The organism is Bordetella tumbae, assembly GCF_054780995.1.
This window is the reverse complement of record NZ_BAAGVG010000010.1, coordinates 120,243-134,153: the sequence shown is the minus strand read 5'-3', so window position 1 is coordinate 134,153 and position 13,911 is coordinate 120,243. Positions and strand designations below refer to the sequence as shown.

The following is a 13,911-nucleotide window of genomic DNA, read 5'->3' as shown; positions in this document are numbered from 1 at the left end:
TCTTTATCTATGTGTAGGTAGGTTTGTAGTCAAATAAAAAGTCGATCAAGCGCCGGTGTTGGGGTAGCCTTCGCCGTCGAATGCGACAGGGCCGTGGGCGTTGGCTTGAACGGCTTCGGCGTGGACTTGGGCGCGGGTGACGGTGCTGGCGGCCACTTGCGTAACGGGTTCGTCGATATCGCCAAAGGTGACTTGGCCGGCGGCACGGGCTTGTTGCAGTTCGGCGACGACTTGAGCGCGGGTCAATTGGCTGGTCTGGGTGATGGTGGGCGGGTAGTCCAGTTCACCAGAGGGTTCGGCAGCGTAGGCAGCGGTGCCAGCCAGGGAAGCGGAAATCAGCAGTACGGAAGCGAGGGTTTTCATGATGGTTCTCTTTAAAGTAAAGTGTCTTTAAAACTATCTACTTATAGGTAGATAACTGGGGAAATAAAAACGCGCTCAGTGACTGCTCTTTTGCGCGGTGGTTGGGGCGATTTGTTTGCTGACCAACCATGAGACGTATGTTATCTACTAGTAGGTAGGTGAATCAAGCAGAGATTTGTGTCTTTTTGTTTCTTTGCGGGGAAGGGATGGCTATCGAGCCACAGAGGAGAGGCGAGCGAACCGGTCGGATACCGGGTAAGGCAGGCTTGCGTTGACGTGGAAGCAAGCCTGCGCAGATCAGCCGCCTGCACGCAGCGGCAAGTTCTATGTGGTCTTAACCAAACGCTCGGGGACGTAGCCCGGCATGGAACCACGTAATCATTGAGTAGATATCGTAGACCGGCAATCCGAGTTCGGCTTGCAGCGCTGCGGCATACGGCGGCATGTTGGTGCATTCCAGCACGATCGCACCGACGTCAGGATGGCGGCGCACTAGGTCCCGTCCAGCCTCCAGGATGTCTTGTTGCGCCAGATCGATGTCCATGTCTTCTTTCTCGGCTTTGATCAGGACACGGAAGAATTCCTTGCCGTTCTCGGTGCCGGCGACGGGGATGTCAGCCGGGACGTTGACCGCTGCCAGATGCGCTGGGGACAAGGTGGATCCGCTAACAGTGACCAGTCCTACGCGCTTGCCTGGAGGCAAGGTGGCTTGCACCCATGGCACTTGCATCATTGACGATGTGGCAACGGGGACTCCCAGCGCCTGCGAGAATTCCTGTTGGAAGAGGGCCAGGAAGCCGCAGTTCGTGGTGATGGCTTCTGCGCCCAGGTCGACCAATTCTCGGCCTGCCTCGATGAAGGCGTCCAATGTCCCGCGTGCGCCTTGTAAAACGACTTTTTCAGGGCTGGCGCCGCGTACGACTCGGTATAGAACGGGGAATGGCCACGTCTGGCCATTGCCCATGTCGCCGAGAATCCGGGGAAAACGCGCATCTAGCATCAATATGCCCAGCGGGGCGCCGTATAGCGATTTGCCGCCGCGGGCAATGCGGCCGGGTGAGGAAAGCGTGGACATGACGGGTTCCTTGAGGGAAGGGGAGAGTCACGCGAAACGACGCGGACTGAATGGCTCTAGCGGAATCGTTGTGGCTTGGCCCTGCAGCAGTTGCACGACGAGCTCTCCTGTGCGGGCTGAACCGACCAGGCCGATGTGGCCGTGTCCGTACGCATGCACGATATCAGGACTCGCCGAGGCCGCACCGATGCAAGGCAGGCCATCGGGCATACTGGGGCGGCATCCTTGCCAATAGTCGATGCGTTCGTCGGCGGGCTTGGCCGGCAGTGCGGGATAAATAGACATCAGCAAGTCGCGCAGGATGTGGGCACGCCGCCAGTCGGGCGGTGCGTCGACATCGGCGATTTCGACTTGCCCTGCGACTCGCAGGCCATTTTCCATGTTGTTGATCACGACTTTGCAGTCGGCAAACATGGTGGATACGCGCGGCGCACCCTCTGGTTGTTTGATGACGGCGTGGTAGCCGCGTTCAGCCGCAAGCGGGACGCGATCCCCAGCCAGGCGCGCAAGTTCGCGTGAGCGTATGCCGGTCGCGATGACGGCCTTGTCGCAGGGAATGTCACCGCTCTCGGTGCGCACGGCCCGCAATTTTCCTGCCTGTATATCAAACCCGGTGGCGCGTGTATGACGCAGGTCGGCGCCGAGAGTTTGAGCGAGTTGTACCAGGGCCGCTACATAGGCGCCTGGGTTGCGGCAGTGGCCAGTTTCAGGAACCAGTACGCCAAAGGTGTAGCGCGGGTGCAGGTCGGGTTCCAGCGCGCGCAGGGCCTCGGTATTCAACTCTTGCCACTGGATTCCTTCGTTGCGGCGGATGTCCCATGCCCGGCTATCGGCGCGGAAATGTTGTTCCGAGAGATAGGCATGCAATAGGCCGCGTTGCTCGATCAGGTGCGAGACGCCTGCCTGCTCGGCCAAAGCTTGATGCAGCGCGGGCGCACCGGCCAGTAATGAACGCAGGGCATGTGCGATGCGTTCCACGCGCGGCCATGTCCAGGCCGAGGCCAGGTAACGTACCAGCCAGGGGATGGCGCGCGGCAGATAGTTCCAGCGGATTGCCAATGGGCCCAGGGGGTCTTTCAGCCAGGTAGGAACCTGTTTCCAGACGCCAGGCGCGGCTGGGGGCAAGATGGAGTGCGACGACAACCAACCTGCATTGCCATAGCTGGATACCTGCCGGCCTCCGGGCGTGTCGGCCTCGACCAGGGTGACTCGCATTCCCGCGTTGAGCGCTTGCACGGCGGTCGCTGCGCCGACTGCGCCGGCGCCAATGATGACGATGTGTTGATCTGTGCCCATTGAGATACCGGTGAGGAAAGGACGTGGCGTAAAGCGCCGCCCAGGGTGAAAAAATCATAACACTTGACTGTATACAAAACAATATTCAATATATGTGCACAGTTTGGTGTACACATTCATCCGCTGTGCGGTGCCGTCTCGGCGCCTTTCTCATACATATACAAGGGGTTAATCGATGAAGCGCAGAGAGTTGTTTAGTCATTCCGCCCTGATTGGCGCCGCCGCCATTGCCAGCGTCGGGATTCCCGCGCGTGCTTCGGCACAGGCGGCGTCAAGTAATGATTCCACCTTGGACCGTGTGCGTAAAACGGGGATATTGCGCATGGGGGTGATCGTGGGACAGGCGCCGTACTTCACCAAAAACCTGACCGATGGCACGTGGTCGGGTGCGTGTCTGAGCATGGCGAACGACATCGCGAAAAAGCTGAATGCCAAAGTGGAGACCGTTGAAACCACCTGGGGCAATCAGATTCTGGATCTGCAATCGAACAAGATTGACCTGGCTTTCGCCGTGAATCCCACCCCCGAGCGGGCGCTCATGGTGGATTTTGCTACGCCTATCCTGGTGCACTCGTTTACCGCGGTCACGCGCAAGGGGTTTGCCAAGCCCGAGACCTGGAATGACCTGAATAAGCCTGAAGTGCGTATTTCCGTCGACATGGGATCGGCGCACGAATTGATCGCGCGGCGCTACGCGCCGAACGCCACGATTTTGTCGTTCAAGACCCGGGATGAAGCCGTGTTGGCGGTGGCGACGGGCCGTGCCGACTGCAATGTGGTGCTGGCCATTTTGGCATTGCCCATGCTGAAGAAAAATCCGGCCTTGGCCGAGATCGCGATTCCCCGCCCCATTTTGACGCTGCCCACCAATATTGCCGTCCGGCTCGACGGGGACAAGCGCTGGCGCGATTTCCTGAGCGTGTGGGCCGATTACAACCGATCCATGGCGCAAACCCGCGAATGGTTCCTGCAAGGCCTGGCGGAGTTGGACGTCAAGGAAAGCGATATCCCGCCCGAAGTGCAATTCTGATCGGGTCACGACCATGAATTACGCATGGGATTTTGGCGCGCTCGCCCCGTACTCGGGCCTGCTGTGGAAGGGGCTGTGGATCACGATTGTCTTTACGGTGACCACGGCCCTGGCTGGCCTGGCCATTGGCCTGGTGGCGGGGGTGTTGCGTACCAACGCGCCCCGCTGGGTCAATGTGCCGGTGGTCGCCTATATCGAGATTTTTCGGTGCACGCCTCTGCTGGTGCAATTGGTGTGGATGTATTACGCACTGCCGGTCTTGATCCAGGTTGAAATGTCGCCGGGGATGGCGTGTTTTCTGACGCTGTCTTTGTATGGGGGCGCGTTCTATGCCGAGATTTTCCGCGGGGGAATCGAAGCCGTCGATCGCGGCCAATGGGAGGCAGGCAAGGCGCTGGGGATGCGGCGTAGCCGTATTTTCCGGCGTTTGATTCTGCCGCAGGCCGTGCGCGTGATGATTCCTTCGTTCATCAATCAAACCGTTTTGCAGTTGAAGAACACGTCGCTGGTATCGACGGTTGCCGTGGGCGACTTGTTGTACCAAGGGTCCGTGATTACGGCTGCTATTTATCGTCCGCTGGAGACCTATACCGTGGTGGCGGTCGTCTATTTTGTCGTGCTGTTCCCGCTGACGCTGGCTGCACAACGCCTAGAGGCACGCATGGGAGCACACCGATGAATGCAAAAAACGCTGTAGCTACGCCTGCTTTGCAGGCATCGGCCATCCATAAGTCGTTTGGTGCGCATCACGTGCTAAAGGGCGTGTCGCTGGATGTCGCCAAGGGAGAGGTTGTCACGCTGATCGGCGCCAGCGGGTCGGGAAAATCGACCTTTCTGCGCTGCATGAATTTGCTGGAGATGCCTGAGTCCGGGAGTCTGGCTGTCGGAGAACATCAATTCGAGTTCGACGGAAAACAGAAGGCTCCCAAGGATGCTTGCCTGGCCGCGTTACGGCGGGATATTGGCATGGTCTTTCAGCATTTCAACCTGTTCCCGCATATGACGGTCCTGCAGAATGTGATCGAGGCGCCCATGCAGGTCAAAGGCATGGCGCGTGCCGAGGCCTCGGACCTGGCGCGCGAGTTGCTGGCCAAAGTCGGTCTGGCGGACAAGGTCGATGCCTTTCCCAGCCGCCTGTCGGGCGGGCAAAAGCAGCGTGTCGCCATTGCACGGGCGCTGGCGATGCGGCCCGATGTCATGTTGTTCGATGAGGTGACGTCTGCGCTTGATCCCGAGTTAGTATCCGAGGTATTGGGGGTGATCAAGGCGCTGGCGGCGGAAGGCATGACCATGGTATTGGTGACGCATGAGATGGCGTTTGCCGCCGATGTGTCGGATCGAGTGGGATTCATGCTGGACGGCGTCATGGCCGAAATAGATACTCCCTCTGAAATCTTCGGGCATCCGCGTAACGAACGCCTGAAATCCTTTTTACAGCGCTTTCATCATGGCTTGTCTTTACCGGCGGCCGTGGCTGCGTGATTTTTTTGATAATTGACGCATGACTTCTGACACTTCCGCCGCTCGGGCTTCCTCGCACAGCCAGGTCTATGATCGCATCAAGGCCATGGCGACCACATTTCGCCTGCGCCCGGGCGAAAAGGTGAATGAACTCGAGCTGTCGCGTCAACTGGGCGTGAGCCGCACGCCTGTGCGCGAGGCGCTCAGCCGCATTGCCGCCGAGGGATTTTTGGTGGCGACGCCCAATCGTGGCTATACCGTGAGAGGGTTGGACGCGAAGCAACTGATGGCCCTTTACGAGTACCGGGCCACGGTGGAATTGGGAGTCGTGCGCCTGGTCTGTATGCGCGCCTCCGACCAGGAGCTGGCCGATTTGGCGACCATGGTCGAAGGCAACCGGGACGAGGACGACACGGACGCTCAGGCATTGCGGCTGTTGTCCAGGGATGAAGCTTTTCACGAGCATCTGGCTGCCTTGGCGGGCAACCCCGAGTTCTTGCGTTCAGTACGTTCGATTAACGAGCGCCTGCGCTTTCCGCGTTGGATCGATTTGAAGGCTCGCCGTGGTCAGACGCGCAATGACCATCCGGATATTGTGCGCGCGCTGCAGACACGTGACCAGGCGGTGGTGCAGGCATTGATGAGCCAGCATATCGAAAAGCATCTGGATCACATCATTGAGCTGACCCGCGCGGGTTATGCCGAGATTTATACGGGTAATGCGCTGGCCGATTATGCCGAGTCGCGTTTTATGGAACACCAGGAGGACTGGGCCTCTTCCTCTGATGGTGTCAAGGAAACGAGGGATTGACGGCGCTTCCTTGACACCAGCCGCGAGCCGGCATCACTGCAGGTTTTGATTTACATCTCACTTTTACCAGGACTATTCATGAAAGCTATTTTCGTTGACGCCAACCCTACTTTGTCCGCGGTGGCCGAGCGCCTGCATCGTGCCGATGATCTGGAGTTGGTCATCAACCGTCAGCCGGATATCACCTCGGATCAGTTGCCGGCCGTGCTGGGTGATGCAGAAATCGCCATCATCGACCATACGCATCTGCCGACCGATATCGCTCGTCAATGCAAGGGTCTGAAGCATGTCGTGTTCCTGGGAACCGGTCCGCGTTCGTATATGAATCCTGAGGAATTGGCGGAGATCGGCATTGAGGTGCACATCATCAAAGGCTACGGCGATACGGCCGTGGCCGAGTGTGCGTTTGCCTTGATGTGGGCATCGGCAAAGGGCTTTGGGCGCATGGATCGTGAAATGCGCGCAGGGAATTGGCTGCGCAGCGATGCCGTGCAATTGACGGGCAAGACGCTGGGTCTGATTGGTTTCGGCGGCATCGCAGCAGAGGTTGCGCGTCTGGCCCAGGGCGCCGGCATGGAAGTCATCGCCTGGAATCGCAGCGCGAAATCGCATCCGGGCGTGCGTTTCACGGAACTGGACGAGGTGCTGGCCAAGAGCCACGTGGTGTCGATGCATTTGCTGTTGACGGACGAGACGCGCGGCATTATTTCGCGTGAGCGCATTAACGCGATGCGCGATGGTGCGATCCTGGTCAATACGGCGCGCGGCGCGTTGGTGGACGAGGACGCCATGATCGACGCGCTGAAGTCGGGCAAACTGGGTCATGCGGGTCTGGACGTGTTTGTCACCGAACCCATGCCCAAGGACCATCCGTTGACCAAGCTCGATAACGTGACGCTGTCGGCCCACTCGGCATTCCGTACCCCCGAGGCCAGCGATAACCTGATTCAATCCGCTCTGAATCACTGCCGCCGTATTTCGGGCAAGGGAGTGCAGCAATGAGCGCGCCGATCACCCGGTTGGACCAGAACACACGCCGTTCGCGAGCGGTGATTCACAATGGCACGGTGTACCTGGCCGGCCATACGGCTGACGATCGTGGCGCCGATGCGGCAGGACAGACGCGCCAGGTGCTGGCCAAGATCGACGAGATGTTGGCGGCCTCGGGCACGGACAAGTCCAAGCTCTTGAATGTCACGATCTGGCTGCAGCACATGTCTGATTTTCAGGCGATGAACGAGGTCTATGATGCATGGATCGTACCCGGTCAGGCGCCGGCGCGTTGCTGCGGCGCCGTCGAACTGGCTCTGCCGGAAATTCTCGTCGAGATAATGGTGACCGCCGCGTTGTAGGCGGGAATGTTTTTTCAGGATGGATATGTCTATCGATAATTCTCAGGCGCCGGCGTTTCGCCGCGCCAGTCGTATCTCCCGTATTGCGGTGTCGGAGATTCTGCGCATCGGCGCACGCGCCGCACAACTGAAGCGCGAAGGGCGCGATGTCATCGTATTGGGGGCGGGCGAACCCGACTTTGATACGCCGGACAACGTGAAAGAAGCGGCCATTCGTGCGATACACGCTGGCGAGACCAAGTACACCTTGCTCGATGGCACCCTGGCGTTGAAAGCCGCGATCGCGCGCAAGTTCGAACGTGAAAATGGCGTGACGTACGGCCTGGACGAAATCAACGTAGGCGCCGGCGCCAAGCAAGTGATCCACAATGCCTTGATGGCGACGCTGGATGACGGCGATGAGGTCATCGTTGGCGTGCCGTACTGGACGTCTTATGCCGACATGATCACGATTGCCGGCGGCAAGACGGTCGAGGTCGGATGCCGCGAGGAAAACGGTTTCCGTATGGATCCCGCAGATCTCGAGCGCGCCATCACGCCGCGTACGCGCTGGGTCATGTTGAATTCGCCGTCCAACCCGACGGGCGCTGCCTATGGTGAAGCGGATCTGCGGGCGTTGGCCGAGGTATTGTTGCGGCATCCGCATGTTTGGGTGCTCGCCGACGACATTTACGAGCATCTGATTTACGGCGATTTCACGTTCAAGACCATGGCGCAGGTCGAGCCGCGCCTGAAGTCACGCACATTGACCGTCAATGGCTTGTCGAAAGCCTATGCGATGACAGGCTGGCGTTTGGGCTTTGCGGGCGGACCGAAGGAATTGATCGGGGCGATGGCTGTGGTGCAAAGCCAGAGCACGTCGAACCCGTGCTCGATCAGTCAGGCGGCGGCCATCGAGGCGCTGGACGGACCGCAGGATGTGTTGGCAGAGCGCCGTGCGTCGTTCCAGGTGCGGCGGGATTTGGTGGTGAATGGTTTGAATGCGATTCCGGGGTTGAGCTGCCGTCTGCCCGAAGGCGCGTTTTATACCTACGCCAGCTGCGCAGGGGTGCTGGGCCGCACCACGCCGAAGGGCAAGCGTCTGGAAACGGATGCGGATTTCTGCGAGTACTTGCTGCAGGATCATGATGTGGCGGTGGTACCTGGCACGATTTTCGGTCTGGCGCCGTATTTCCGGATCAGCTATGCCACGTCGCAGGCCCAGTTGCAGACGGCGTTGGAGCGTATTGCAAAGGCAGTTGAGCAGTTGAGCTAACGCAGCAACGGCTGTCCGTCACGACGGACAGTCAGTGCCGCACAGTGATTCATCACGCACATTCAATATCGCAGGCTAAAGATTTTCGGATATCCGGGTTCGGCAGCCATGCTTTTTCAAGGGGAATAATCATGTTGCGTCGTTTCAGTATTGCCGCGTTGGCGGCTATGACATTGGCCGCTGCCATGCCGGCCGTTGCGCAGGACAGCAAATGGCCTACACATGCCATTACCATTGTCGGGGGCTTCCCGACTGGGGCAGGGACTGATTTGTATACCCGCAAATTAGGACAAGGTCTGACGGAGACGCTGGGTGTGCCCATCGTGGCGGAAAACCGTACGGGCGCCGGCGGCAACGTGGCGTCGGATATGGTGGCGCGGGCAGCGCCTGATGGCTATACCTTTTTGTTCGGCACGGCTGGCACTCACGCAATCAATGCGGAGTTGTACAAGAAGAGTCTGACCTTTGACGTCTGGAACGATTTCACGCACATTGCCTTGCTGGGTGATGTGCCGAACGTGCTATTGATCAACCCGAAAAAACACCCCGACATCAAGACCTGCAAGGATCTGATTGAATTGGCTCGCAAGAATCCCGGCAAGATGAACTATTCATCGACCGGGAATGGAGCCTCGGGTCACCTGGCCGGTGCGTTGTTTACGCAGATGGCCAAAGTCAACATCGTGCACGTACCTTATCGTGGACAGGGGCCTGCCATGACGGCGCTCTTGTCGGGCGAGGTCGATTTCTTTTTCAATCAGAGCGCGGCATCGATCGCCGCCGTGAATTCGGGGCAGGTGCGCGCGCTGGGCGTGACGGTATCCAAACCGATCGAGGCGCTGCCTGGGGTACCGTCCGTGGCCGAGGGGTGCGGGCTGCCGGGGTATGAGAGCAGCACGTGGTATGGGCTGTTTGGGCCGGCCAAGCTGCCTGCGGATATCCAGAAGCGCATGAGCGATGCGGTGATCAAGGAAATTTCCAAGCCTGAGTTCAAGCGTTGGTTGATCGATACGCAAGGCATCACGCCGCCAGCCGATCCCAGCCCCGCTGCGTTCGAGCGCGTGCACAAGGCGGATATCGCGCGTTGGGCGGAAGTCGTCAAGATGTCGGGCGCGAAGGTGGATTAAACGCTCGCGTTCGTCGCTGCGGGGTTTGCTATCAGCCTGTCCGGTATGTTCGGACGGGCTGATTTTTTTCACGCTCTGCGGGGCTGCTAGCACGGGGGATTGAGTGCTATTGGACGTCGAGGCGGGGCAGTGACCGTGTTGGCGCTTCACGGAGTCGGTCGGCCGCCTGCGCGGCCGACACCGCTTCGTCAACCTCGTCGCTACGCTCCTTCGGTTTCCCTCGCTCGACTCCGAGGCGCGCCAACACGGTCACTGCCCCGCCTCGACTCGCAGAGTCTCTGATTCCCTCGTCGCTGGCACGGGTGGTTTTCTTAGGCTTCGTAGGAACTGGCTTTTGCAAGGATGAAGATCTTGCAGGGCTGCCATTCATTGGCGCCTACGGGCGCACCAATGAATAGCGTTCGTGATCTGCATGCGAAGGCTTTGGCATCGGGGGCAAACAGGGGATCTCTCGAGTAACGATTTCTCATAGATCAGCAGGAGATCGTTCGCAACACGACTTCGCGACGTCCAATAAGCACACCACCTTCACTCGTGCACACCTGAGAACTGCCCCGAAAACGGTTTTAGCCGAGAACGATTACCACAATAGTCAGCAGGCCCAGCACCAGGTTGACGGTCACCCAGGTTTTGAGCGATTGCATCGCGCGGCCGCCCGCGAGCCAGTCACCGGCTTGTACGGCACGATCCAGGCGCGGGTACAGGGCAAAGCGGATATGTCCGAAAATCGCTGCCATGATGACGCCCAATACCGCCATGGTCATCCAGGCGTGCGGCATCTGAAAGCTGCCGCCGGTGTCCGCGACCTGGCGGGCTGTGCGGCCTATCATCCAGGCGCCGCTCAGCAGTACCAGCAGGACGGCGCCCAGCACGGCGTTCAGAAAGCGTGCCAGCACATCGCGCATCAGGCGCAGCCGCTGGGGCGGTTCCAGCGCGGCCACGGCGGGCCGCAGAAAACAGTGGGCGAAGATCATCCCGCCTACCCACAGCAGAATGGCCAGGATGTGTACGAGCTTGAGAACGCTGTAAAACATGGCAGAGTGTTCCGTGAGTCGCAGAGCCAGGGATAGGCGCCGCATAGCCGGTATTATCCATTGCTCCGGGAAACCGCGGCGTTGATACCGTGGAAAGGGGGGGCAGTCAGATCGCCGCAAATCGTCTTACACTGGATACCTGTGCGGGTATGCGCATCGTAATGGATGGCGCTATCCTTGATTGACTCTTTTTTTGTAGGTTGCAGCCATGCCCAGTTTCGACGTGGTTTCCGAAGTAGACAAACACGAACTCAGCAACGCGGTGGACCAGGCCAATCGCGAGTTGGCCACCCGTTTTGATTTCAAAGGCACCGACGCCAAGTTCGAACTCGAGGAGTTCGTCGTGACGCAGATCGCGCCCAGCGCGTTTCAGCTGAAACAGATGCTCGATATTTTGCGTGGCCGCCTGTCCGCGCGAGGCATCGACGTGCGCTGCCTGGATGTGGCTGATCCGCTGGAAAACCTGGGCGGCGCCCGCCAGAAAGTCACGGTCCGCCAAGGCATCGAGCAACCTGTCGCAAAAAAATTGATCGCTGCCATCAAGGCTGCCAAGCTCAAGGTCGAGAGCCAGATCAATGGCGACAAGCTGCGCGTCAGCGGTAAAAAGCGCGATGATTTGCAAGAGGCGATTGCGTTGCTGCGCAAGACCGACGTCGATCTGCCGCTGCAGTATCAGAATTTCCGCGATTGAGTTTGATCCCCCATCTGCGGATGGGGAGTTCGTTTCATCCGGCGGGTGCGCGGGCTGGCCCCATATTCTTGCGAGGCTGTCCGGCGATTGCAGCGTGCTTATCGTTTTTGTTTGGGGCGTGCCTTTGCGGACTGCCGATTGCCCATGGTGATCCCGATGGATGCTGCAACAATGGCGACGATGGCTGCCCACTGGGTCAGGGATAGCGTCTCGCGCAGGAATAGCATGCCGGAAAAGGCAGCCAAGACGGGTTCCATACTGAGCAGTGTGCCAAAGACCCGGACGGGGATACGGGACAGGACGGTGATTTCCAACGCGTAGGGCAATGCGCTGGACAGCACGGCGACGCCCAATGCCCAGGGCAATACCTCCAGCGCGAACAGGCCCATGCCTGCCTGCGCGAATCCAAAGGGCAAGACCACCACGGTGGCGACGGTCGAGGCCAGTGCCACGGTCTGGGTGCCATGGTGCAGGCCGGCACGGCGTCCGAACACGATATACAGCGCCCAGCATAGCCCGGCGCCCAGCGCCAGCAGCATCCCTGCCGGATCCAGCGTGTGGACTTCGGCGCCCCGGGGAATCAGCAACAGAATGCCCGCGGCCGCCAACATGATCCAACAGAAATCCGCAAAGCGGCGTGAACTCAAGAGCGCTACCGTCAGAGGACCCGTGAATTCCAGAGCGACCGCAATGCCCAGCGGGATGGTGCGCAGCGACATGTAGAACAGCAGGTTCATCATCCCCAGCGACAAGCCGTAGGCCAGCACCACGCGCCATCCCGATGGCGTCAGGCGGACACGCCATGGCCGGAAATAGGCCAGCAGCATGAGCGCCGAGAACAACAAGCGCAGCGCCGCCGTGCCCTGCGCGCCTACCATGGGAAACAGGCTTTTTGCCAATGCTGCGCCACTCGGCATGGACACCATGGCAATCATCATCAACAGGATGGGATAAAGCGAAGGGGTGGGCGAGGGAGCAGTGGATGCGGACATGTTGCATAGAGCCCGGCACAAGAGGGCCGGTACGTCGCACATTCTACGCGCAACAAGAGAGGCCTAACGGTGAGGGCGATTCTGGTTTTGCGTGACTGATGAGGCGGGATCTCGATCGAACGGAGTCATTCATCATCCTCAAGGCCGATTTGCCCCCTCCAGCGTCATGGTAATTGGCGGGTGCAATTGCGCACCGGTGCGAGCAGGAGTAGGCTTTCGTCCCGATTCATCTCCTGGCGTTCAGAGCAGCTTGCTCGCTGCACAGGAATCATCGCGTCCCGATCTCTGCTGGAATTTTGATGAACACCTCGTCTTCGACTGCCGTATCCCCCACATCCGATTCGCCACCGCCTACCTGCTGGGCCCTGTTCAAGGGATTTTTCTGGTTGGGATTGAGTGCCTTTGGCGGTGCCTTGCCATTGGCGCGCCACATGGTGGTGGAAAAACACCGATGGCTGTCTTCGGAGGATTTCACTGAGCTGCTCGGGCTGTGCCAGTTTTTGCCGGGCGGCAACATCATCAACATGTCCGTGGCGCTGGGTATGAAATTCCGTGGGGTCAAGGGAGCATTTGCGGCCTTGATGGGATTGATCGCTGCGCCGTCTTTCATCGTCATTGCACTGGGTATGGTGTACGACAGGTATGCAGACGATCCGCATATTCAACATCTGTTTGCGGGGTTGGCTGCCGCGGCCGCGGGCCTGCTGATTTCGATGGCCGTGAAAATCGCCAAGCCGTTGCGTGGCAAATGGGCGGGGATCGCCGTGGCCGTGGCCTGCTTTATTTGCATTGCGGTGCTGCGTACGCCCCTGCTGCCAACAATGCTGGTGTTGACGCCGATCAGTATCCTGGTGACCTGGAGGCTGGCGCGATGACTTCCGTATTGATTTCGCTCTTCGTTATTTTTACGCAGTTGTCGGTGCTGGCCTTTGGCGGCGGCAATACGATTTTGCCCGAGATGCAGCGGCAGGTCGTGGAGATCCATCAATGGATGTCCAATGCCGATTTCGGTGCGTTGTTCGCATTGAGTCAGGCCGCGCCTGGCCCCAATCTGATGATTGTGACGCTGGTGGGGTGGAATGTGGCGGGCTGGCAGGGGGCGTTGGTCACGACGATTGCGAAGTTCGGTCCATCCTCGATCTTGACGGCGGTCGCGTTGGGATTGTGGGAACGGTTCAAGGACAAACCGTGGCGGCGTGTCGTGCAGGCAGGTATTTTCCCGATGACGGTAGGATTGATGGCGGCCAGTGCGTCGTTGATTACCGAGGCTTCTGTGCATACGTGGGTGTTAGGGGGAATCACCGCTCTCGTAGCTGCCGTGACGATTTTCAGTCGTGTGCATCCGTTGTGGATGTTGTTGGCGGGGGCGTTGATAGGATTGAGCGGGATCGGACAGCCTTGAACGTCCGGCTCAACTGTCGGGT

General features: G+C 59.3%; 16 protein-coding genes. 11 read left to right on the top strand and 5 right to left on the bottom strand.

What is annotated here, in order from left to right:
- Positions 1–45: 45 nt before the first annotated feature.
- The 3 genes from ACYVI2_RS07890 to ACYVI2_RS07880 all read right to left on the bottom strand — a co-directional run bounded on the left by ACYVI2_RS07890 (position 46) and on the right by ACYVI2_RS07880 (position 2,734).
- Positions 46–363, bottom strand: coding sequence for a DUF4148 domain-containing protein (locus ACYVI2_RS07890; RefSeq protein ID WP_415819862.1), 318 nt, complete (start codon positions 361–363; stop codon positions 46–48).
- Between the two features lie 334 nt (positions 364–697).
- Positions 698–1,438, bottom strand: coding sequence for an aspartate/glutamate racemase family protein (locus tag ACYVI2_RS07885; RefSeq protein ID WP_415819863.1), 741 nt, complete (start codon positions 1,436–1,438; stop codon positions 698–700).
- Between the two features lie 27 nt (positions 1,439–1,465).
- Positions 1,466–2,734: an NAD(P)/FAD-dependent oxidoreductase gene (locus ACYVI2_RS07880; RefSeq protein WP_415819864.1), complete on the bottom strand. Its 1,269-nt coding sequence runs from the start codon at positions 2,732–2,734 to the stop codon at positions 1,466–1,468.
- A 175-nt stretch (positions 2,735–2,909) separates the two neighbouring features.
- On the opposite strand from ACYVI2_RS07880, the gene ACYVI2_RS07875 reads away from it, so the two are divergent.
- The 8 genes from ACYVI2_RS07875 to ACYVI2_RS07840 all read left to right on the top strand — a co-directional run bounded on the left by ACYVI2_RS07875 (position 2,910) and on the right by ACYVI2_RS07840 (position 9,770).
- Positions 2,910–3,764 carry a transporter substrate-binding domain-containing protein gene (locus ACYVI2_RS07875; RefSeq protein ID WP_415819865.1) on the top strand — a complete coding sequence of 285 codons (855 nt, stop codon included), beginning with the start codon at positions 2,910–2,912 and terminating at the stop codon, positions 3,762–3,764.
- A gap of 13 nt (positions 3,765–3,777) precedes the next feature.
- Positions 3,778–4,443 carry an amino acid ABC transporter permease gene (locus ACYVI2_RS07870; protein ID WP_415819866.1) on the top strand — a complete coding sequence of 222 codons (666 nt, stop codon included), beginning with the start codon at positions 3,778–3,780 and terminating at the stop codon, positions 4,441–4,443.
- Positions 4,440–5,246 (top strand): amino acid ABC transporter ATP-binding protein, encoded by an 807-nt coding sequence (locus ACYVI2_RS07865; protein WP_415819867.1) that lies wholly within the window; start codon positions 4,440–4,442, stop codon positions 5,244–5,246. The genes ACYVI2_RS07870 and ACYVI2_RS07865 overlap by 4 nt, the downstream gene beginning before the upstream one ends.
- Before the next feature lie 19 nt (positions 5,247–5,265).
- A complete protein-coding gene (locus ACYVI2_RS07860) occupies positions 5,266–6,036 on the top strand; it encodes a GntR family transcriptional regulator (RefSeq protein WP_415819868.1) in 771 nt (256 codons plus the stop codon).
- A 78-nt stretch (positions 6,037–6,114) separates the two neighbouring features.
- Entirely contained in the window at positions 6,115–7,038 is a 924-nt protein-coding gene (locus ACYVI2_RS07855) for an NAD(P)-dependent oxidoreductase (protein WP_415819869.1), read from the top strand.
- Positions 7,035–7,388, top strand: a complete 354-nt coding sequence (locus ACYVI2_RS07850; RefSeq protein ID WP_415819870.1) for a RidA family protein — start codon at positions 7,035–7,037, stop codon at positions 7,386–7,388. Before ACYVI2_RS07855 ends, ACYVI2_RS07850 begins: the two co-directional genes overlap by 4 nt.
- A gap of 25 nt (positions 7,389–7,413) precedes the next feature.
- On the top strand, positions 7,414–8,643 hold the full coding sequence (locus ACYVI2_RS07845) for a pyridoxal phosphate-dependent aminotransferase (protein ID WP_415819871.1): 1,230 nt from the start codon (positions 7,414–7,416) through the stop codon (positions 8,641–8,643).
- 131 nt (positions 8,644–8,774) lie between these two features.
- On the top strand, positions 8,775–9,770 hold the full coding sequence (locus ACYVI2_RS07840) for a Bug family tripartite tricarboxylate transporter substrate binding protein (protein WP_415819872.1): 996 nt from the start codon (positions 8,775–8,777) through the stop codon (positions 9,768–9,770).
- A 566-nt stretch (positions 9,771–10,336) separates the two neighbouring features.
- Here ACYVI2_RS07840 and ACYVI2_RS07835 read toward each other — a convergent pair.
- Positions 10,337–10,804 (bottom strand): CopD family protein, encoded by a 468-nt coding sequence (locus ACYVI2_RS07835; RefSeq protein WP_415819873.1) that lies wholly within the window; start codon positions 10,802–10,804, stop codon positions 10,337–10,339.
- Positions 10,805–11,012: 208 nt separating this feature from the next.
- On the opposite strand from ACYVI2_RS07835, the gene ACYVI2_RS07830 reads away from it, so the two are divergent.
- Positions 11,013–11,495 (top strand): YajQ family cyclic di-GMP-binding protein, encoded by a 483-nt coding sequence (locus tag ACYVI2_RS07830; RefSeq protein ID WP_415807621.1) that lies wholly within the window; start codon positions 11,013–11,015, stop codon positions 11,493–11,495.
- 98 nt (positions 11,496–11,593) lie between these two features.
- Here ACYVI2_RS07830 and rhtA read toward each other — a convergent pair whose 3' ends face one another.
- Positions 11,594–12,487 carry a threonine/homoserine exporter RhtA gene (gene rhtA, locus ACYVI2_RS07825; RefSeq protein ID WP_415819874.1) on the bottom strand — a complete coding sequence of 298 codons (894 nt, stop codon included), beginning with the start codon at positions 12,485–12,487 and terminating at the stop codon, positions 11,594–11,596.
- Between the two features lie 299 nt (positions 12,488–12,786).
- Here rhtA and ACYVI2_RS07820 point away from each other — a divergent pair, with 299 nt between their 5' ends.
- Both ACYVI2_RS07820 and ACYVI2_RS07815 read left to right on the top strand, forming a co-directional pair.
- A complete protein-coding gene (locus tag ACYVI2_RS07820; protein ID WP_415819875.1) occupies positions 12,787–13,362 on the top strand; it encodes a chromate transporter in 576 nt (191 codons plus the stop codon).
- Positions 13,359–13,889, top strand: coding sequence for a chromate transporter (locus tag ACYVI2_RS07815; RefSeq protein WP_415819876.1), 531 nt, complete (start codon positions 13,359–13,361; stop codon positions 13,887–13,889). Before ACYVI2_RS07820 ends, ACYVI2_RS07815 begins: the two co-directional genes overlap by 4 nt.
- Positions 13,890–13,911 lie beyond the last annotated feature (22 nt).